Source organism: Microtetraspora fusca (assembly GCF_001570365.1).
GTDB classification, from domain to species: Bacteria; Actinomycetota; Actinomycetes; order Streptosporangiales; family Streptosporangiaceae; genus Microtetraspora; species Microtetraspora fusca.
Window position 1 is genome coordinate 161,733 of record NZ_BBYK01000053.1, and the last position, 18,213, is coordinate 179,945.

The window sequence follows — 18,213 nt, forward strand, 5'->3', positions numbered from 1 at the left end:
AGGTTCGAGCAGTACGTCGGGTTCTTCTTCGTCGGCGCGGTCGCGGCAACGGTCCGGTGTCTCCCTGATCGGCGGCGTTGGCCGGACGAGGCGATCGCGTGGCCCGCGCGCGGCTCAGCGCAGCTCCTGGATGCGGACAAGGTTGCCCGCCGGGTCGCGGAAGGCGCAGTCGCGAACCCCGTACGGCTGCTCGGTCGGCTCCTGGACGACCTCGGTGTCGCCGGCCTGCAGCTTCTCGAACGTGCCGTCAAGGTCGGGGGTGGCCAACATGATCCAGCCGTAGGTGCCCTTGGCCATCATCTCGGCGATGGTGCGGCGCTCGTCGTCGGTGATGCCGGGGTCGGCGGCGGGCGGCGCCAGGAGGATGGACGTGCCGGGCTGGCCGGTGGGGCCGACCGTGATCCAGCGCATCTTGCCGTGTCCGACGTCGCTGCGGACCTCGAAGCCAAGAGTGTCGCGGTAGAAGGCCAGGGAGGCGTCCGGGTCGTCATGCGGCAGGAAGCACGTGTGAATGCTGATATCCATGCGGGTCAGGCTATGTGCGGCTCGGGGGTCGACGCTTCTCGATTCCTGACCGGTCTGGTCACCTGCTTGGCCACGCACGACGGCATCCCCGCCGTCGCGCGCGCCACCTCGCGCCGGTACGCGCTGGGCGGCATACCGACCAACTCCGTGAAGCGCGTACTGAAGGTGCCCAGCGAGGAGCAGCCGACCGCGAAGCAGACCTCGGTGACGCTCAGGTCGCCACGCCGCAGCAACGCCATCGCACGCTCGACACGGCGGGTCATCAGATAGGAGTACGGCGACTCCCCATAGGCGAGCCGGAACTGACGGCTGAGGTGCCCCGCCGACATGTGCACGCCACGGGCCAGCGCCTCCACGTCCAGCGGCTGCGCGTACTCCCGGTCGATCCGGTCCCGTACGCGCCGCAGCCGCGCGAGGTCGCTCAGGTGCTGCGAGGTGGGGGATCTGTCGTTTGTCACTGGAGAAATCCTAGGTCGGACCAGGCCCAGCTCGGTCAGGCCACGGCCCCCACCCTTGCCGGCGACGGCGGGGAAGACGCGATCGGGCGCGTTGCCTTGACGTCAACGTCAAGGTTCTAGCCTGACGCGTCACATGGCCGACCGACGATCGGCCTGAGCCTCGTGCTGAATGAGGAATGTCGATGAAGTTCGGAATCAGCTACAACACGCCCTACTACGGGGCTGATCCTGACAAGCTCGTGACCTTCGCCCGGTTGGCGGAGGAGTGCGGTTTCGAATCGCTGTACATGCCCGAGCACATCGTGCTGTATCCAGGCGCCAAGGTGGGGCCGTTCGAGATGCCGCCGTCACTCCCGTACGTCGATCCGCTCGACGCCCTGGGTTTCGTCGCGGCGACCACGGAGCGGATCCTGCTCGGCACCGGCGTGTTGCTGCTGCCGTATCACCATCCGGTGACTCTCGCCAAACGCCTGGCCACCATCGACGTGCTCTCCAAGGGCAGAATGCGACTGCTCACCGTGGGACTCGGTTCCCTGCCGGGTGAGGCGAAGGCGGTGGGAGTCGACTTCGCCACCCGAGGCCGCCGCGCCGACGAGGCGATCGACGTACTGCGGCTGTTGTGGACGGGTGACGAGGAAGGGGTCAGCTTCGCCGGAGAGTTCTTCTCCTTCGAGAATCTCTGCAGCTATCCGAAGCCCCATGAGGCCACGCAACTGCCCATCCACATCGGGGGATCGAGTCAGGCGGCCGCGCGCCGGGCGGGGCTGCGTGGCGACGGCTACTTTCCCGGCGGCGCGCTCAGCCCTGAGGAACGGGCCGCGCAGTGGGAGCTCGTCCGGTCGAGCGCCGTCGATGCGGGTCGCGATCCGGACGCGCTGGAGTACACGCGCTTCGGGGCGATCGACATGCTCGTCGACCGCGTCGAGGAACTCGCCGCACAAGGAGTGACCCGCCTTGTGGTGAGCTCCTCCGCCACCGAACCCGACGCGCAACGCGACGAATTGACCGCGTTCGCCAAGCGATTCGGCCTCCTCTAGCGCACCCTTGCCTGGGGTGTGCGGGACCGAATGGTGATGGTTTGGCCCCGCCGGACTTGGCGCAGATTGAGGTGGCCTTTTGATTGTGGCTCGGTGGCGTTGCTGCGGCAGCGGTGGAAGCACCGGTGTGGGCGGCGGCCCGCGTCAGCGCGGGGTGAGGACGCAGAACTCGTTGCCCTCCGGGTCGGCGAGGACCGTCCACGGGACGTCGCCCTGCCCCACATCGGCGAGCGTCGCACCGAGGGTCTGCAGCCGGGCCACCTCCGCCGCTTGATCGTCACTGGGGTACGGCCGGAGGTCGAGATGGATACGGTTCCTCACGGTCTTCACGCCGGGCGTGCGGAGGAACTCGAGATAGGGGCCGACGCCCTTGGCGGAGCGCAGCACCGCATGATCGTCGGTCACCTCGTGCAGGGTCCAGTCCATCGCCTCGCCCCAGAACCGGGCCATGGCCCGCGGATCCGCGCAGTCGACAACCACCGCGGCCATCGGCCCGGTGTCCCGGTAGGTCTCCCGAGGCTCCAGCACGCAGAACTCGTTGCCCTCCGGGTCGGCGAGGACCGTCCACGGGACGTCGCCCTGGCCCACATCGGCGGGCGTCGCACCGAGATCCTGGAGGCGCGCGACGAGGTCGGCCTGGTGGGCCGCGGAGGTGGTGGCGAGGTCGACGTGCACGCGGTTCTTCACCGTTTTGGGGTTCGGGTCGCGGACGACGTCGATACAGACGGCGGCCGGGTCGGGATAGACGAAGCCTTCGGGTTCGAGGTTGGTCACGCCGGGCCCCTCGCTGGAGATACCCCAGCCGAGCGCCTGCGCCCAGAACCGGCCGATTGCGGAGTCATCCCCGGCTTTCATGTGAATCTGCACAAGCCTCGTTGCCATGCCGCCGATCCTATGGCCGCGTGGATCAACCCCGAGGAACCGCCCGCCAGAGATCATCACCGTAGCGATCATGCGTCGCCAAGGCTGGGGCGGCTGGGCGTGGCAGGCGCCCGAGGCGCGGAAGGGTTCAGCCAGCTGGGCCAGGTAGGCGGTGGGGTAGTTCGGTTTGGCGGCCATACCGAGCTGGTCGGAGGAGAAGCGGCGGGTGGGGTCGTAGGAGAAGGTGCCGAGCAGGTGGTCCCAGATGAGGGTGAACAGGCCGAAGTTGACATCCCCGACGCCGGCCCATTTGAGGTGGTGGAAGCGATGGCCTTGGGCCAGTACGTACTTGAGCGCTCCGATGCGATAGTCGGCGTTGGAGTGCTGCAGCAGCAGCTGCACGGCCACGGCCAGGGCGAGCGCGGAGGCCACGCCGACGGGCAGACCGATCAGCAGCAGTGGGGCCACCCCGGCACTCATCTCCAGAGTTTGGTGCAGCGGGTGTTTCATCAGCCCGTTGAGGCCGTAGAAGCGTTTGACAGCGTGATGAACAGCGTGGAAGCGCCACAGCGCGCCGATCTTGTGGCTGGCGTAGTGGACCAGGGTGATCCCCAAATCGGCGATGAGCACGGCGGCCGGCACCTGTACGGCGAATGGCCAGGAGTGGGGCCACAGGTCGGCCACGGTGACCAGGGCGGCCCGCGCCACTGGCAGGGTCGAGGTAGAGCATGGTGGCTCGCACGCTCGGGTCGGCGTGCAGGGCGTGCCGGACGCGGGTGGGGATGATCGCGGCCTGGACCGGGCGGCGGACCTGGTGAGGGTCGGTCAGCTCCACTATGCCGTCGATGACGATCAGGACCTGCACGGCGGCGTGGGCGTGCGGGTCGGCGGCGCCGACCGCGCCGGTGAAGGCCAGCCAACCGGGTTGGAGCAGGGGCGTGCCGCGCCACCCGCCGGCCGTGACCGTCCGATCGGGGTCATCTGGCCGGGTCATCGCTGTTCCGGGGCATCCGGTGGTCCCAGTGGTACGGGCTGACAGGCCAACCGACTTCCCCGGCCTGCACTGATACGCGCATCCTGCGTTTCTCCCGGTCTCCGTCGTACGAGAGACTCCGGTGGCTCGGCTCGGTGCTCGTGCTCAGGCGACGCCACGAGGAGTCGCCGACGTGGCTTGGGCGAGCAGTCCGTCGACGAACGCGCGGAGTCCCTGGGGGTAGGTGTCTCGTGCGGCCAGCGCGGGCCACTGATCGCCGATGGCGGCCAGGTGCGGCACCTGGGCCGCGTCGAAGCCGCTGAAGAAGGTGAGGCGCTCGTCGTCGGCCGGTCGGCGGGCGGAGTGGGCGCGGACGAGGATCTCGCCGACGGTGTAGTACCAGATGTTGCGGAAGACGTCGACGGCTTGTACGGGTGTGCATCCGTAGTCGTCGGCTCCGGCCACGATGGCTTCGACCATCCACAATGCCGATTCGTCGAGGAGGCCGACGAAACCGTCGACGGTGAGGACCTCTGCGGCCCATGGCCAGCCCGCGAGCGCGTCGTGCAGCGCGGTGGCGGACGCGATGATGCGGTCCCGTGGGTCACTGGGTAGTCGAGGGCGTTCGATCTGCTCGACGTAGTGATTGAGCAGGAGGACCAGCAGGTCCTCTTTGTCCCGTATGTGGTGGTAAAGGGTCGTAGCCCCGACGCCGATCTCAGCGGCCAGCCGGCGGATGGTCAGCTTCTCCCAGCCGTCCCGGTCGATGAGCTGGCGGGCCGCCGTCAGGATCTGCGCACGGGAGGTCAGGCGTGGCCGGCCGGTGCGGCCGTGCGGTGAGGGCGGTCGAGGCACTGTCCCATCATGCCGTCCCGCCGTCCTCCGCCGCGAAACCGGTGCGGGTCCGGCCTTTCATATTTGCCGGCGGCTCGTCGCGTGTTACTTTCGGAACGTGTTCGGAAAGTCGGCTTCTCAGCACAGAGGACGGAGTCCGCGATGACGAACGGTTCGGGTGCTCGCCCAGGGCTCACGCTCGCCGCGGTGGCCGTCGTGCAGTTCATGGTGTCGCTGGACCTCTCGGTCGTGAACGTCGGACTCCCGCAGATCGCTGCCGGCCTCGGCTTCAGTGCGGTGGGCCTGACCTGGGTGATCCACGCCTACGCCCTGACCTTCGGCGGGCTGCTCCTCCTGGGCGGCAAGGCCGCCGACCGGTACGGCCGCAAGCGGGTCCTGCTGCTCGGGCTCGGCCTGTTCGGCCTCGCCTCTCTCCTCGGCGGCCTCGCCCAGGAACCCGGGCATCTCGTCGCCGCCCGAGCCGCACAAGGCGTCGGGGCGGCCGCACTGGCTCCGGCCGCACTGGCGCTGCTGTCCGCGACGTTCCCCACGGGCAAGGCCCGCATCAGGGCCTTCGGAGTGTGGAGCGCGATGAACGCCGCCGGAGGCGCCCTCGGCGTCCTGATCGGCGGCCTGCTCACTGAGTACGCCAGCTGGCGATGGGTGATGTTCGTGAACGTGCCGATGGCCGCCGGGGCGCTGGCCCTGACCTGGCGGGGCATCGCCGCCGGCCCGCCGATCGTTCGTGGCGGCCGTCCGGACGTGCTCGGCGCCGTCCTGGCCACGGCGGGCATGACCCTGCTGGTGTTCGGCGTCGTCCGCACCGATCAGTATTCGTGGACCTCACCGGTCACCCTGACGACCCTGGTGGTCGCCGCCGCGCTGCTGGCCGCGTTCATCCACGTCGAGCGGACCACCGCCCGCGAACCGCTGATCCGGCTCGGCCTGTTCGCCAACCGCTCGGTCGCCGGCGCGAACGCCTACAACCTCCTGGTCGGTGCGGCCATGGCCTCGGCCTTCTACTTCATGTCCCTCTACCTCCAACGAGTCCTCGGGACGGGGCCGGCGGTGACCGGGATCATGTTCCTGCCGTTCGCCCTCGGAGTCGTCGCCGGTTCCGTGCTCGCCGTCAAACTCGGCTACCGCCTCGCTCCCCGCGCTCTTCTGGTCATCGGCGGACTCCTGACCGCGACCGGGTTCGCCTGGTTCGGCCTGATCAGCCCCGACGGCGCCTTCATCACCGACGTCCTCGGGCCCTCGATCGTGGCCAGCGTCGGCTTCGGGCTCTGCCTCGGACCGGTCGTCTCCACCGCCACCGCCGGCGTCGCGCCCCACGAGACCGGCACCGCCTCGGGTCTGCTCAACAGCTCACGCCAGATCGGCGCCTCCCTCGGACTCGCCGCCCTCGGCACCGCGGCCCACCACCGCACCGGCCAGGCCGCCACATCCGAGACCCTCAACGACGGGTACGCGCTCGGCCTGACCCTCAGTGCCGCACTCCTTGTCGCCGCCGCCCTCATCGCCCTCACCGTCCTGCGTCGGACCAGCCCGCCGTCACGGACGGAGCCGACCGATGACCGCGATCTGCTCCCCGTCCAGGATTGACCAGACAGGCAAGCCGGTGGTCCGGCGCCCTCGACCACCGCGGGCCAGTCCCGCGGGGCCGAACACCGACGCAACACCCCGCGCCCGGGGGAGGAGCACAAGCTCTGCAATGGGCACGAGGTACCGACTGAAGGGTTGGCGTCGGACGGCCGGTGCCTGTTACGCGGGCAGGAGGGTGACGTCACCGGAACCGGTACGGATTACGATCTTGTGCGGCGAGTTCGGATCGGTCTTCACCGAGACAGTCCTGTCACCCGTCTTCGTCCGGACGTCCACGCTGTACGGACCGCCGGGAAGTGTGATCTTCGCGTCCCCCGATCCGGCCGACAAGTCGATCTTGTCGGGAACGGTGGCGTACTGCAGCGTGGCGTCGCCCGAGCCGGCCTCGAGCTTGAGCTCCGTACCCGTCAGCCCGGTGCCTTCCAGGTCGCCGGAGCCCACCTTGGCGGTGATCGGACCGCCCAGCGCCTTCAGGTGCACGTCACCGGAACCGGTTTCCACCTTGGTGGGACCGCTCAGCGCGTTCAGGTGGACGTCACCCGAACCGGCTTTCACCTCTACCCGCATGCCCTTGGGCACCTTGACGGTGTAGTTGACCGAGCAGTTGTCCATGGCGTGCGGGCACTCGTAGCTCATCACCAGGGCATCGCCCTCGACCTTGTGCTCGGTGACGGGCTTGCCGGAGGACCAGCGGAGGGTCTCGTCCACCTTGACGACGCTGCCGTCCGCCTCGCCGACCTCGATCTCACCCGCGCCGCCCACCAGGACGACGCCGGCCACCTTGTCCTTCACGTCGTAAGTGACGGTCTCCTTGTTGGCGGCCCGCACGACGTTCTGCAAGCCGCATCCGCTCACCAATGCCGCGGAAGCCAGCAGTCCGCCCGTTATCACCATCGCCTTCACAAGGAAGATCCTGCAGCATCATTTGGGGTTTCGCGGTGGGGTATACCCCCCAATATCTCCTGCGGGATCCCCGACCCCGGGCCATCACGCCCGGTCACCGGCCCTCAACCGGCGCTGCGTTTTCGGGATCAACGGGTGCGGATCGAGGTCGGCTCTCCGACGCCGGGGTCGGAACGCCGCCGGCGCGGCAGCAGCAGCGCGGGTACGCCCGCCAGGGCCAGCAGCGTCACCGCCCACCAGTAGGTGTGCTGGAACGCGGCGGCTCGCTGACTCGGGCCCGTGGCACCGGCCACACTCGAAGCCAGGACCACCGACATCAGCGCCGTCCCTATCGATGTGCCGATCTGGGAGGCGATGTTGAGGGTGGTGCTGCCGGAGGGAACATCGTCGGGGGCCAGCGTGCGGGTCGCTGTTGCGTTGGCCGGCATCATCACCATGCCGACGCCGGCGCCCATCACCAGCATCGCCGCGCACAACCGCCAGTAGGGCGTGTCCGGTCCGAGTTGAGCGCCGAACAGGGAGAGCCCGAGCGCCGCGACCACGATGCCGGAGACGATGGTCACCCTGGGAGACGCCTTGTCGATCCGCCGCGTGGCGATCTGCATCGAGACGCCCACGGCGATGGCCAGCGGAATGCCCAGCAGGCCCGACTCGGTCGCGGTGAGTGCCCGTGTCGTCTGGTAGTACATGGGCGTCAGCAGCATGGAGCCGAAGTAGCCGGCCGGGAACAGTGTCATCGTGGCGATGCCGGCGGCGAAGGTACGGTTGCGGAACAGACGCAGGTGGAGAAGCGGATGACGGGCGGTCAGGCCGCGCGCGACGAATCCGGCGATCAACAGCAAGCCCGCGACGGCGGGCAGCAGCGCTCCAGGGGTCGTGACGTCGCCACGCTCGCCGCCGGTGGACAGGCCGTAGATCAGCAGAGCCAGACCCGGCGACAGCATCAGTAGACCCGGCACGTCCAGTCGGCGCGCCTGCCGGGTCACGTCGCTTCGCAGCAGCCGTGCCGCGAGTACCAGCGCGACCACGCCGACGGGCAGGTTGATCAGGAAGATCCAGTGCCAGGAAGCGGCGTCGATCAGCCAGCCGCCCAGGACGGGCCCGCTCACCGGTCCGATCAGGACCGGGATGCCGAGCACGGCCATCGCCCGCCCCATGCGCTCCGGGTCGGCGGCACGGATGACCATCGCCATGCCGACCGGCATCAGCAGGCCGGCGCCGAGCCCCTGCACCACCCGGAACAGCACCAGCGTCTCGATGTTCCACGCCAGCGCCGTCGCCGCGGAGCCGCCGATGAAAAGGGTCAGGGCGGTGAGGTAGGTGCGCTTGCCGCCGAAGCGACCCATGGCCCAGGCCGCCATGGGGATCACGGCGGCGACGGCGAGCGTGTAGGCGGTCGCCACCCACTGGATGGTCGCGAGGGGCGCGCCGAACGCCGTCGCCAGCGGATGAATGGCGACGTTGACGATGGTCACGTCGAGCACGGCCATGATCGAGCCGATGACCACGACCGTGAGGGTGCGGGCGAGAACCGGGGTGGACTCAGCGGTCCGTACGGCTCCGGTGACAGTGCTCATCGTCCGTCACGCGCCGTACGGGTGGGTGGTGCGAGCGGTACGCAGTGCGCGCCCCCACCACAGCAACTGGTCGATCATGTTCTTGGCGGCGCTCTCGCATACCGCCGCGTCGCGTGGCCTGCCGTCCCCTCCCAGCCCCGACCAGGGGCCGTGCAGGCTGACGGCGTCGCGTACGGTCATCGCGTGCAGTTCGGCGAAGACCTGCCGGAGCTGCTCGACGGCGCGAAGCCCGCCGCCGACCCCACCGTAGGACACGAAGCCGATCGGCTTCGCCTGCCACTGCGTGTAGTGCCAGTCGATGAGGTTCTTCAACGAGGCCGGGAAGCTGTGGTTGTACTCAGGCGTGATGACGACGAACGCCTCGCCGGCGGCCAGCCGCGGACTGACGTCGGCGAGAGCCGCCTGGGTTTCCGGGGTGGGGGCGGGAAGGCCGTCCCATCCGGGCATGGCCACGGGAAGGTCCAGGTCGGCGACGTCGATGACGTCCAGTTCGATATCGGTGCGGTGGCTCACATGGTGGGTGAACCATTCGGCGACCGACGGGCCGGTGCGGCCGCCGCGGGTGCTGCCGATGATGACGGCGACCCGGAGCGCGGGGTCGTTCGAAGATGCGGAGTCAGGCATGGCGGTCTCTCTGGTTCTCTCGTTCATTGCCACGATCCGGGCATGCCCGGTAAAGTACAACGGACATTGCAAGTTATACAACAGCGGTTGTAATCACTGACGTGTGGGAGAAGAAGCGATGACCGGCACGGGTTCCGAGGACAAGACGAGGACGGTCCAGCCGCGGCGGGGCCGGGCGGACAAGGCGACAGCGATCGTGCAGGCCGCATGCCAGGTCTTCGGACGGGACGGCTACTCCCGGGCCGGCATCGACACGATCGCCGCCGAGGCCGGCGTCTCGACTCGCACCATCTACAACCACTTCCCGGGCGGGAAGGAGGAGTTGTTCCGCTCCGTCATGCGGTGGAGCTCGGAGCGTGTCAGGGACGCGCAGCTCGCGCAGCTGCGGAGGTATCTGGATCCGGAGCGCCCGCCGCATCCCGCCAACCTCGAACGTGACCTGCTCGCCTTGGCCCGCGCCTGGGTCGGCCTGATGACGGACTTCCGTGACCACTTCGCCCTGGTGCGCCACATTTATGCGGAAGTCGGGCACATCCCGGCCGAGGTCCTGGACGCATGGCAGGAGACCGGACCGCGCGCGGTGGGCGGCGAGGTGACCGCCGCCATGGCCGCGTTGGATGACCATGGCCTGATCGACGTCCACGGCGACCCGGCCCAGGCCACTGTCCATTTCATGGCGTTGATCTCAACCGAGATCACGCAACGGTCCTACTGGGGGCTCAGCCCGCTGCCGCAGGAGGAGGCCGACCGGCTGACCGCTGCCGGAGTACGGGCGTTCCTGCGGGCGTACGGCTCCGCAGCCTGACGTGGGGGTCGATCCCGAAGCAGGCGAGCTGTGAGAGCGGTCAGTCCCGACGGCGTACGCGGCCTGTGACCAACAATCGGGCCAGCCGGGCCGGGCGGAGTTACCGCCGTCCACCGGTCCGATGTGGTTACCGCGGTTGAGGGATCGGCTGGTCGGCCAGCGCGGCGCGGACGGCGGCCCGGCTCACCCCATGTGCACGTGCGAGAGCCGCGATCGATGCGCCCTGGTCTCGGAACGCCGAGCACACTTCCTCAAGCTGGGTACCGGCCAGCGCGGGTGGCCGGCCGTGGTAGCGGCCTTCGGCTTCTGCCGCGGTGATCCCTTCGGCGGTCAGTTCGTTCTGCACGTCGTGCTGGAACTGCCACACGGCGGTGATCACGTTGACGATCAGAGCGGTTGTCGCCTCGTTGGCGGCCAGGTTGTGGAAGTTGGACAGCGGTCCCGACAGGACCCGCAGTACTACGCCGCGAGCCCGGCACCAGTCGCGGACGGCATGGATGTCGATCAGGTCACGGCAGAGCCGGAACAGTTCCGACACCGTGAGGGTGTCGCCGGCGTGCGCGGCGGCGACGATGCGACCGAACGCGGGCTCTCCAGCGCGGGGTCTTGGAGGTGGTGGCCGGATCCTCGAACAGCAGCACTCCTTCGGCCGGATGGAAGCCCTCGGCGACGCCTTCGGTTCGGACCAGCAGCCCGGCCTCGGTGAGGATGTGCCGTTGCCGGAGCAGTGACTGGGTCGCGGTGGACGATGTCGACGACACGTGAAAACTGGCTCTGGCACTAATTTCGTGATCTTCCGGCGCCCGCCTGCCGGGCTTGCTGATCATGGTCCGTGACGGTCTCGGAGTTGCTCGCGGTTCTCTTCCCCCACTTGGCCTGCCTGCAGATCGACCAGTTGTACCGGTCAGGCAGGTCGGTACGGATCCAGGCCAGAACCCGCACCACGCAGGCGGCGTGCCCGCGGTGCGGGATGGTTTCGCGCCGAGTGCACAGCAGCTACGAGCGACGGGTGTGCGACACGGCGGTCAGCGGCCAGGAGACCGTTCTCCACCTGCGCGTTCAACGCTTTCGGTGCGGCAACGACGACTGCGGCAAGAAGACCTTCGCCGAGCAGATAGCCGGGCTGACCGTCCGCTACGGCCGCCACAGCCTCCCGCTCCGGCACCTGCTGCAGACCATCGGCCTGGCCCTGGGCGGCCGGGCCGGCGCCCGGCTCACCCACTGCCTGGCCGCCGCGGTGAACCGGATGACACTGATCCGGCTGATCCGATCCCTGCCCGACCCCGAACCAAACGGCGGACCCCAGGTTCTGGGCGTGGACGACTTCGCCCTGCGCCGCGGCCACACCTACGGCACCATCCTGATCGACATCACCACCAGCCGACCAATCGACGTGCTGCCCGAGCGGTCATCGGATGCGCTGGCCGCCTGGCTGAGCAACCACCCCGATGTACAGGTCGTCTGCCGGGACCGGGCCGGCTGCTACGCCGACGGCGCCACCCGAGGCGCACCACAGGCGATCCAGGTCGCCGACCGGTGGCATATGTGGCGCAACCTGGGCGACGCTGTCGAGCGCACCATCACCAAGCACCGCGCCCACGTACGTGACCTGCCGACCGTCACCCCGCCGACCAAGGCACACCCACCTGCAGCGGATGCCGTGCCCTCTCTGGCCGAGCCCGATCCCGCTCAACGTCGCCCCGGTCGGCTGGCCGAGCGGACCCGCCAGCGGCACGCCCTCATCCACCAGTTACTCGCGCAAGGCCGCGACTCGCGCGCAATCGCCCGCGAACTCAACCTGGCTCGCAACACCGTCCGGCGCTTCGCCCGCGCGAGCAGCCCGGAGGAACTGCTGGTGAACAACGGCACCGGCAAACGCCCCAGGATGATCGAGGAGTTCGCCTGCTACCTGCGGCAACGCTGGGAGCAGGGCTGCACCAACGCCGAACAGCTCTACCAGGAGATCAAAGCCATGGGCTACCGCGGCAAAGGTAACGCGGTGCGCGAGTATCTGAGGCCCTGGAGGTCGCAGACCACCATCGCCCTGCCGCCACCGTCGCCGCCCACCGTCCGTCAGGCGACCGGCTGGTTCCTACGCCACCCCGATAGCCTCGACACTGACGAACTACAGCACCTGCACGCATTGACTACAGCTTGCCCGGCCCTGGCCGCGCTCCGCGAGCACGTCCGTGCCTTCGCCCACATGATGCTCCGGCTCACGGGCGACGGCCTCGAGCAGTGGATGAACGCCGTCCAGGCCGACGACCTGCCGGAACTGCACTCCTTCGTCACCGGGCTGCGACGCGACTTCGACGCCGCCAAAGCCGGCCTGACCCTGCCCCACAGCTCAGGGAAGGTCGAAGGCCACGTCAACCGCATCAAGATGCTCAAGCGGCAGATGTATGGCCGGGCCAACCCCGATTTGCTGCGCAAACGGGTCCTCCTCGCCGACTGACACGGGTCAACGTCACGAAATTAGTGCCAGAGCCAGTTTTCGAGCGTCGTTGACAGACGAGCGGGAGTAGACGATCCGCACTGGCGCTCCTGGGTGGAGGACGGGCCCCGTTCTGTCTGTCGGAAAGTCCTGTCGTCAATCAGCGCTCGATATTGGCCGCCGAGCGTGGTATGCCATCCCTCGCTGTCCGGTTTTCTGGTGCCGGTCTGCGGCCTGTCGGGAAACCGTCCTTTGACGACAGGGCACGCGCGTGGTGGCGCTGTCAGCGGGTCGGGCGTTGGTGGGCAGGGGCGTGATCGGGGTTGGGACTCGAAGTGAATCGGAACGGAAACCGCCGTTAGGGCCCGGGACTCGAGTCCGTGCCACCCGCCCCAAAGTAGCTCTGCGTAACGGTCATCACTCTTCGTGCTCGCATTGTCAGTCCCAAGCATCAACGGAAGCACCACCGGTGGAGGGCGCCTTTCCTGCCACGCCGCCCACCACCGCTGGACCGGCTACTGCGAGCAGGCCGGTGTCGAGATCGACATCCACCAACTCCGCCACACGCACGCTACCGAACTCATCAACAACGGCATCTCCATCGAAGCCGATGCCGGGCTCGGCCTGACGCCCGCATCCAGCGCTTCGGCGGCTACGCCACCGACGAGGTGCCCTCGCGCCCGAGGCGGAGCGCAGTCGCCGCGAAACTGTCGTGATCGCTGACGACCGGCGTCCCGGAAATTTCTTCAAAGAAGTCCGGGAGGGGGTGTCGGATCGGGGTGGTGGTGTTCGTAGCAGGGGTGAGGCCGTCCACAAGGGGCGGCGCCAAGGTGAAGGAACGCGATCATGAAGCTGACGACCATGACTCAGGTCACCATCGATGGAGTGATACAGGGAAACGGCGCCGCGTCGGATGACCGCAGTAACGGATTCGAGCGCGGAGGATGGGCCCGAGGGAAGGGCGACGACGAGACCAGGACGTTCATCACGCAGACCTACCAGCGCGCAGAGGCGTTCCTGTTCGGCCGGCGCACCTACGAGCTGTTCGCTGGCTCCTGGGGATCAATCGACCAGATGCGCGCACATCCCATCGGCGTGGCCTTGAACGAGGCCCCCAAGTACGTTGCCTCGACCACACTCACCGCGCCGCGTTGGGAGGACACGACCGTTCTCCACGGCGGCGACCTCGCGGCGGCCATCAGTGAGCTGAAGGCCAAGCCCGGGGGTGAGCTGCAGGTGCACGGCAGTGGCGCCCTGACCCGGTGGCTGCTGGAGAACGATCTGGTCGACGAGATGACTCTGATCGTGATCCCGGTGATCCTCGGCCAGGGCGCGAGACTGTTCCCGGAGGCCGGCCCGGATCTTGCGCTCGACCTGGTCGAGTCGCGGGTCGACTCGAAGGGCGTGACGATCCAGGTCTACCGGCCGGCCGGGCGCCCTCAGTATGCGCCAACGGCTTGAAGTCCCTGACCACCGAACCACGCTGTCTTGACACCACAGGAGATGATCTTCAGATGCAGTACCTGGTTTCCGTGATCGATGACAAGAGCAATCCCGGCAGCACGGACAGGCGGCCTGCCATCAGCGCGTTCAACGAACGACTGATCGCCGAGGGCTACTGGGTTTTCGCGGGCGGACTCGCCTCGCCCGGCACGGCCACCGTCATCGACAACCGGGGCGAGCAGGCGGTGTTCAGCGACGGGCCTTTCGTGGAGTCGAAGGAGTACCTCGCCGGCGTCTGGGTGTGGGAGGCCCCCGATCTGGATGTGGCGCTCAAGCTCGCCGCCGAGGCGTCGAAGGTCTGCGATCGGAAGGTCGAGGTGCGGCCGTTCCAGTGAGCGACGTCGAGAAGGCGATCACCCGGGCCCACCACGAGGAGTGGGTCCGGGTGATCGCCGCCCTGACCAGGCGTTTCGGTGACCTCGACATCGCCGAGGAGGCGGCCGCCGAGGCGTTCGCGACCGCCGTCGAGCGGTGGCCGGCCGACGGCGTACCGCCCAACCCCGGCGCCTGGCTGACCACCACCGCCAACCGCAAGGCCATCGACCGGATCCGGCGCGAGAACAAGCGCGACGACAAGCACAAGGAGGCTCAGATGGTGTACGACGACGACCCGCCCGAGCCTCCCGGCGCCATCGACGACGAACGGCTCCGGCTGATCTTCACCTGCTGTCACCCGGCGCTGGCGATGGAGACCCGCGTGGCGCTGACGCTGCGCATGGTCGGCGGTCTGACCGTGCCCGAGATCGCCCGCGCCTTCCTGGCGGCCGAGAGTGCCATAAGGCAGCGGATCACCCGCGCGAAGGCCAAGATCAAGGCAGCTCGCATCCCCTATCGCGTGCCGGCCGCCGAGGATCTCCCGGCACGCGTCACCAGCGTTCTCGCCGTCCTGTACCTAACCTTCAACGAGGGATACCTCGCGACCGGCCCCGACACCGATCCCGTACGTCACGACCTGACCGCCGAGGCGATCCGGCTCACCCGCCTGATCCGCGCGCTCCTGCCGCAGGACGGAGAAGTGGCCGGGCTGCTGGCGCTGATGCTGCTCACCGAGGCCCGCCGCACCGCCCGGGTCTCGGCCAGCGGCGAACTGGTCGCTTTCAACGAGCAGGACCGTGGGGCCTGGGACGCGGCGCTGATCGCTGAGGGTCACCGACTGGTGCGCGAGCGCCTCGCCGCTGCCGCCGCCGGGGTGGCTCCGGGCCGCTACCAGATCCTCGCCGCGATCAACGCCGTGCACACCTCCGCCCGCGACGTCCGCGACACCGACTGGTCGCAGGTCCTCGCCCTCTACGACCAGCTCGTCCGCCTCGACCCCTCGCCGATCATCGCCCTCAACCGGGCCATCGCCGTGGCCGAGCTCGACGGCCCGCAGGTGGCACTGGCCATCGTTGACCGCCTCGCCGAGGCGTTGGCCGGCTATCACGCCTACCACGCCACCCGCGCCGACCTGCTGCGCCGGCTGGGCCAAAGTCAGCAGTCACGCGCGGCCTACGACCGGGCCATCGAGCTGGCCGGCAACACCGGCGAGACCGCCTACCTCACCCGCCGCCGCGACCAACTGCAGTAGCGCCCGCGCTTGAAGAGCGCGCTTGATGCCGTACGCGATCAGTCGTCGTCGGCCTCGTTACGGTCGGCGGCGTGCTGCGCCCGGTCGTCGAAGCCGCTCTGTGCGGTCGCTGAGTCCGGCTCGCGTTCGGCGGCCGCCGACATCCGGTCAGCGGCCTCGTGATCCATCGGAGTCGAGTCGCCTCGTCCCATGACGTGCCTCCAGAGCAAAGGGAAACGGGTCGGTTTGCCCCGTGGATGGAGACGGGAGATGCCGCCACGACCCCGGCTCATCGCGAACGGCTACACCATCCTGCGCCGTACCAGCCGCCGCCTGGCTTGGCGTCGACGGTCCCGCCTCTGTGAACGGCGCGGCAGCACTCCCTCGAATGCACCGGGACGAGATCACCGGGCAACCGCGGACCCCGCCCCCGACTTCCTCCGTGTGCTGTCTCCGCATATTTCCCTGGAATTGCGTCCGTAGCGGTTGGACCGCCCACGCCTCCCTCAAGAGACATTGCGCAATATCTATTGCACAAATTCTGTTGCAGGTATCATCATGGTCCTATGACGCACGCAGACCTTCCCAAGGTGACCGACTCCCGAGTGCTCGCCGCGATGTCGCACCCGCTACGCCGGCGCCTCTTGGACGTGCTCAAGGTCTACGGCCCGGCCACCGCGAGCGCTCTGGCCGACCGGACCGATCAGGCCGTGGCCAACATCAGCCACCACCTGAAGGTCCTCGGCGCCGCAGGTTTGATCGCGGAAGCGCCGGAACTCGCCAAGGATCGCCGCGAGCGCTGGTGGCGGCTGGTCGCGCCCGCGCGCCGCTGGGTGACCGGCGACTTCGACGACGACCCGGCCCGCCAAGCGGTGGCCAACGCAGCGGTCTCGCTCGGTCTCGACCGGCAGGTCAGCCTGGTCCGCGCCTGGCACGCCGTCCGGGAGCAACGCCCGGCATGGAACGGGGCGGCCTTCTCCGTCGACAAGTGGCTGCACCTGACTCCTGCCGAACTCGGCGAACTGGAGCAGGAGATCCTCTCGGTGCTCAACCGGTGGGAGCGGCGGAGCCTGCCCGACGACGGGCAGACCCGCGAGCCGGTCTTCCTCTTTGTCCATGGCGTACCGGCACAGCCGTGACCGACACCGAACCCGCGCCGCCGTGCGATCCCCCCGCCCCGCGTCGGCGAGGCGGACTGATCTGGCACCGGGATTTTCGGCTGCTGTGGATCGGCCAGACCGTCGGCAAGCTGGGCAGCAGCGTGACCAGCGTGGCCCTGCCGCTGGTCGCAGTCGCCACGCTCGACGCGAGCACCTTCCAGGTGGCACTGCTCTCCGCGGCGGCCTGGCTGCCCTGGCTGCTCATCGGCTTGCCGGCCGGCGCCTGGGTGGACCGCCTGCCACGCCGCCCGGTGATGCTCGCCTGCGATCTGGCCAGCCTGCTGCTCTTCCTCAGCGTCCCGGTCGCCGCCTGGCTGGATCGGCTGACCATCGGTCATCTGCTGGCCGTCGCGCTGGGCGCCGGCACCGCGAGTGTCTTCTTCCAGACGGCCTACCAGGTCTATCTGCCGTCTCTGCTGGATCGCGGCGACGTGGCCGAGGGCAACGCCAAGGTACAGGCGACCGAGGCCGCCGCCCAGGTCGGCGGTCCAGGTGTGGCCGGCCTGATCACACAGCTCGCCGGTGCGGTGAACGCGCTGCTCGTCGACGCGGCGAGCTTCCTGATCTCGGCGTTCTGCCTGCTGTCGATCCGGACCCGCGAGCCTCGCCTCCCGCGCGCCCGGCGAAGCAGCACGCTGCGTCAGGAGATCGGCGAGGGCCTCCGGTTCGTGGCTCGGGATCCTTATCTACGGGTGCTGACCCTGTTCTCGGCCGCCAGCAACATCGGGCTGCTCGGTTATCAGTCGATCCTGGTCGTCTTCCTGGTCCGCGAGGTCGGGGTGAGCCCGGGCGTGGTCGGCGTTCTCGCCGCGGCGACGAGTCTGGGCGGGCTGCTCGGCGCCGCCTCGGCCACAGTGCCGGCCCGTCGCTTCGGGTCGGCCCGCACCCTGCTCGCCGCCGAGATGGGCGCGGCACCCTTCGGGCTGCTGATCCCGCTCACCACAGGGGGACCGGGGCTGGCGCTGGCGATCGCCGGCGGGTTCGTCGTCGGCGCCGGGGCAGCGGTGGGCAACGTGCTCAAGGGAAGCTTCCGGCAGACCTACAGCCCGTACGCCCTGCTCGGCCGGGTCACGGTGAGCATGCAGTTGGTCAGCTACGGGTCGATCCCGCTCGGCGCGCTGCTGGGCGGGGCACTCGGCACTGCGTTGGGCGTCCGCCCAGCCATGTGGATCATCACGAGCGGGCTGGCCCTGACCGGGCTGATCCTGCTGATCGGACCGCTGCGCCGGCAACGCGACCTGCCGGACCAGCCCGGCCTGGCCTCGGGCATCGTCCGGACCCGCGAGCCCGTCGGCGCCTGAACCGCCTCCGCCGCCGGTCATCGCGCGATCGTGGGGCCCAAAAAACCGAACACCCCGGCCCCGGGTA

At 69.0% G+C, this 18,213-nt stretch carries 20 protein-coding genes and 1 pseudogene; 10 read left to right on the plus strand and 11 right to left on the minus strand.

Going from position 1 to position 18,213, the window contains the following annotated elements:
* Nucleotides 1-114 precede the first annotated feature (114 nt).
* Together AWQ68_RS23310 and AWQ68_RS23315 are read right to left on the minus strand one after the other, a co-directional pair.
* Nucleotides 115-525 carry a VOC family protein gene (locus AWQ68_RS23310; protein WP_066943593.1) on the minus strand — a complete coding sequence of 137 codons (411 nt, stop codon included), beginning with the start codon at nt 523-525 and terminating at the stop codon, nt 115-117.
* 5 nt (nt 526-530) lie between these two features.
* Entirely contained in the window at nt 531-992 is a 462-nt protein-coding gene (locus AWQ68_RS23315; protein ID WP_218006996.1) for a helix-turn-helix transcriptional regulator, read from the minus strand.
* Nucleotides 993-1,165: 173 nt separating this feature from the next.
* Between AWQ68_RS23315 and AWQ68_RS23320 the strand changes: the two genes are divergently transcribed.
* Nucleotides 1,166-2,020 (plus strand): LLM class F420-dependent oxidoreductase, encoded by an 855-nt coding sequence (locus tag AWQ68_RS23320; protein ID WP_066943665.1) that lies wholly within the window; start codon nt 1,166-1,168, stop codon nt 2,018-2,020.
* Nucleotides 2,021-2,164: 144 nt separating this feature from the next.
* On the opposite strand, the gene AWQ68_RS23325 is transcribed toward AWQ68_RS23320, so the two are convergent.
* The 3 genes and pseudogenes from AWQ68_RS23325 to AWQ68_RS23330 all read right to left on the minus strand — a co-directional run bounded on the left by AWQ68_RS23325 (nt 2,165) and on the right by AWQ68_RS23330 (nt 4,709).
* Nucleotides 2,165-2,902, minus strand: a complete 738-nt coding sequence (locus AWQ68_RS23325) for a VOC family protein (protein ID WP_066943666.1) — start codon at nt 2,900-2,902, stop codon at nt 2,165-2,167.
* Between the two features lie 234 nt (nt 2,903-3,136).
* Nucleotides 3,137-3,589, minus strand: a pseudogene (locus AWQ68_RS45165) (sterol desaturase family protein); the annotation flags it as partial.
* 430 nt (nt 3,590-4,019) lie between these two features.
* Complete coding sequence (locus tag AWQ68_RS23330; RefSeq protein ID WP_066943597.1) at nt 4,020-4,709, minus strand: TetR/AcrR family transcriptional regulator; 690 nt, start codon at nt 4,707-4,709, stop codon at nt 4,020-4,022.
* 141 nt (nt 4,710-4,850) lie between these two features.
* On the opposite strand from AWQ68_RS23330, the gene AWQ68_RS23335 reads away from it, so the two are divergent.
* A complete protein-coding gene (locus tag AWQ68_RS23335) occupies nt 4,851-6,293 on the plus strand; it encodes an MFS transporter (protein ID WP_066943599.1) in 1,443 nt (480 codons plus the stop codon).
* 159 nt (nt 6,294-6,452) lie between these two features.
* Here AWQ68_RS23335 and AWQ68_RS23340 read toward each other — a convergent pair whose 3' ends face one another.
* The 3 genes from AWQ68_RS23340 to AWQ68_RS23350 form a co-directional block, all read right to left on the minus strand.
* Entirely contained in the window at nt 6,453-7,133 is a 681-nt protein-coding gene (locus AWQ68_RS23340) for a DUF4097 family beta strand repeat-containing protein (RefSeq protein WP_169808976.1), read from the minus strand.
* 191 nt (nt 7,134-7,324) lie between these two features.
* Nucleotides 7,325-8,773, minus strand: a complete 1,449-nt coding sequence (locus AWQ68_RS23345) for a DHA2 family efflux MFS transporter permease subunit (RefSeq protein ID WP_066943602.1) — start codon at nt 8,771-8,773, stop codon at nt 7,325-7,327.
* A gap of 6 nt (nt 8,774-8,779) precedes the next feature.
* Complete coding sequence (locus tag AWQ68_RS23350) at nt 8,780-9,397, minus strand: NADPH-dependent FMN reductase (protein WP_066943604.1); 618 nt, start codon at nt 9,395-9,397, stop codon at nt 8,780-8,782.
* Nucleotides 9,398-9,515: 118 nt separating this feature from the next.
* Between AWQ68_RS23350 and AWQ68_RS23355 the strand changes: the two genes are divergently transcribed.
* Nucleotides 9,516-10,202, plus strand: a complete 687-nt coding sequence (locus AWQ68_RS23355) for a TetR/AcrR family transcriptional regulator (RefSeq protein ID WP_066943606.1) — start codon at nt 9,516-9,518, stop codon at nt 10,200-10,202.
* Between the two features lie 127 nt (nt 10,203-10,329).
* On the opposite strand, the gene AWQ68_RS45170 is transcribed toward AWQ68_RS23355, so the two are convergent.
* Both AWQ68_RS45170 and AWQ68_RS45175 read right to left on the minus strand, forming a co-directional pair.
* Complete coding sequence (locus AWQ68_RS45170) at nt 10,330-10,740, minus strand: recombinase family protein (RefSeq protein WP_245656051.1); 411 nt, start codon at nt 10,738-10,740, stop codon at nt 10,330-10,332.
* A complete protein-coding gene (locus tag AWQ68_RS45175; RefSeq protein WP_169808971.1) occupies nt 10,712-11,029 on the minus strand; it encodes a hypothetical protein in 318 nt (105 codons plus the stop codon). Before AWQ68_RS45175 ends, AWQ68_RS45170 begins: the two co-directional genes overlap by 29 nt.
* A gap of 5 nt (nt 11,030-11,034) precedes the next feature.
* Here AWQ68_RS45175 and AWQ68_RS23370 point away from each other — a divergent pair, with 5 nt between their 5' ends.
* The 5 genes from AWQ68_RS23370 to AWQ68_RS23385 all read left to right on the plus strand — a co-directional run bounded on the left by AWQ68_RS23370 (nt 11,035) and on the right by AWQ68_RS23385 (nt 15,706).
* Entirely contained in the window at nt 11,035-12,657 is a 1,623-nt protein-coding gene (locus tag AWQ68_RS23370; RefSeq protein ID WP_066943609.1) for an ISL3 family transposase, read from the plus strand.
* 405 nt (nt 12,658-13,062) lie between these two features.
* Entirely contained in the window at nt 13,063-13,359 is a 297-nt protein-coding gene (locus AWQ68_RS41220; protein WP_084464314.1) for a tyrosine-type recombinase/integrase, read from the plus strand.
* A gap of 123 nt (nt 13,360-13,482) precedes the next feature.
* Nucleotides 13,483-14,097, plus strand: a complete 615-nt coding sequence (locus AWQ68_RS23375; RefSeq protein WP_066943611.1) for a dihydrofolate reductase family protein — start codon at nt 13,483-13,485, stop codon at nt 14,095-14,097.
* A 53-nt stretch (nt 14,098-14,150) separates the two neighbouring features.
* Entirely contained in the window at nt 14,151-14,474 is a 324-nt protein-coding gene (locus AWQ68_RS23380) for a YciI family protein (RefSeq protein ID WP_066943613.1), read from the plus strand.
* The gene (locus AWQ68_RS23385) at nt 14,471-15,706 is read left to right on the plus strand and encodes an RNA polymerase sigma factor (RefSeq protein ID WP_066943615.1); all 1,236 of its coding nucleotides are present in this window, start codon (nt 14,471-14,473) and stop codon (nt 15,704-15,706) included. The genes AWQ68_RS23380 and AWQ68_RS23385 overlap by 4 nt, the downstream gene beginning before the upstream one ends.
* 38 nt (nt 15,707-15,744) lie before the next feature.
* Here AWQ68_RS23385 and AWQ68_RS45775 read toward each other — a convergent pair whose 3' ends face one another.
* The gene (locus tag AWQ68_RS45775) at nt 15,745-15,873 is read right to left on the minus strand and encodes a hypothetical protein (RefSeq protein ID WP_281217719.1); all 129 of its coding nucleotides are present in this window, start codon (nt 15,871-15,873) and stop codon (nt 15,745-15,747) included.
* Nucleotides 15,874-16,251: 378 nt separating this feature from the next.
* Between AWQ68_RS45775 and AWQ68_RS45180 the strand changes: the two genes are divergently transcribed.
* Both AWQ68_RS45180 and AWQ68_RS23395 read left to right on the plus strand, forming a co-directional pair.
* Nucleotides 16,252-16,824 carry an ArsR/SmtB family transcription factor gene (locus AWQ68_RS45180; protein ID WP_066943617.1) on the plus strand — a complete coding sequence of 191 codons (573 nt, stop codon included), beginning with the start codon at nt 16,252-16,254 and terminating at the stop codon, nt 16,822-16,824.
* Nucleotides 16,821-18,146: an MFS transporter gene (locus AWQ68_RS23395; RefSeq protein WP_084464315.1), complete on the plus strand. Its 1,326-nt coding sequence runs from the start codon at nt 16,821-16,823 to the stop codon at nt 18,144-18,146. The genes AWQ68_RS45180 and AWQ68_RS23395 overlap by 4 nt, the downstream gene beginning before the upstream one ends.
* Nucleotides 18,147-18,213: the final 67 nt, after the last annotated feature.

Bases quoted from the DNA above. Each gene is read 5' to 3' on its own strand.
- AWQ68_RS23310 (WP_066943593.1), bottom strand. From the start codon at position 525: ATGGATATCAGCATTCACACGTGCTTCCTGCCGCATGACGACCCGGAC.
- AWQ68_RS23320 (WP_066943665.1), top strand. From the start codon at position 1,166: ATGAAGTTCGGAATCAGCTACAACACGCCCTACTACGGGGCTGATCCT.
- AWQ68_RS23325 (WP_066943666.1), bottom strand. From the start codon at position 2,902: ATGGCAACGAGGCTTGTGCAGATTCACATGAAAGCCGGGGATGACTCC.
- AWQ68_RS23335 (WP_066943599.1), top strand. From the start codon at position 4,851: ATGACGAACGGTTCGGGTGCTCGCCCAGGGCTCACGCTCGCCGCGGTG.
- AWQ68_RS23345 (WP_066943602.1), bottom strand. From the start codon at position 8,773: ATGAGCACTGTCACCGGAGCCGTACGGACCGCTGAGTCCACCCCGGTT.
- AWQ68_RS23350 (WP_066943604.1), bottom strand. From the start codon at position 9,397: ATGCCTGACTCCGCATCTTCGAACGACCCCGCGCTCCGGGTCGCCGTC.
- AWQ68_RS23355 (WP_066943606.1), top strand. From the start codon at position 9,516: ATGACCGGCACGGGTTCCGAGGACAAGACGAGGACGGTCCAGCCGCGG.
- AWQ68_RS45175 (WP_169808971.1), bottom strand. From the start codon at position 11,029: ATGATCAGCAAGCCCGGCAGGCGGGCGCCGGAAGATCACGAAATTAGT.
- AWQ68_RS23375 (WP_066943611.1), top strand. From the start codon at position 13,483: ATGAAGCTGACGACCATGACTCAGGTCACCATCGATGGAGTGATACAG.
- AWQ68_RS23380 (WP_066943613.1), top strand. From the start codon at position 14,151: ATGCAGTACCTGGTTTCCGTGATCGATGACAAGAGCAATCCCGGCAGC.
- AWQ68_RS45775 (WP_281217719.1), bottom strand. From the start codon at position 15,873: ATGGATCACGAGGCCGCTGACCGGATGTCGGCGGCCGCCGAACGCGAG.
- AWQ68_RS45180 (WP_066943617.1), top strand. From the start codon at position 16,252: ATGACGCACGCAGACCTTCCCAAGGTGACCGACTCCCGAGTGCTCGCC.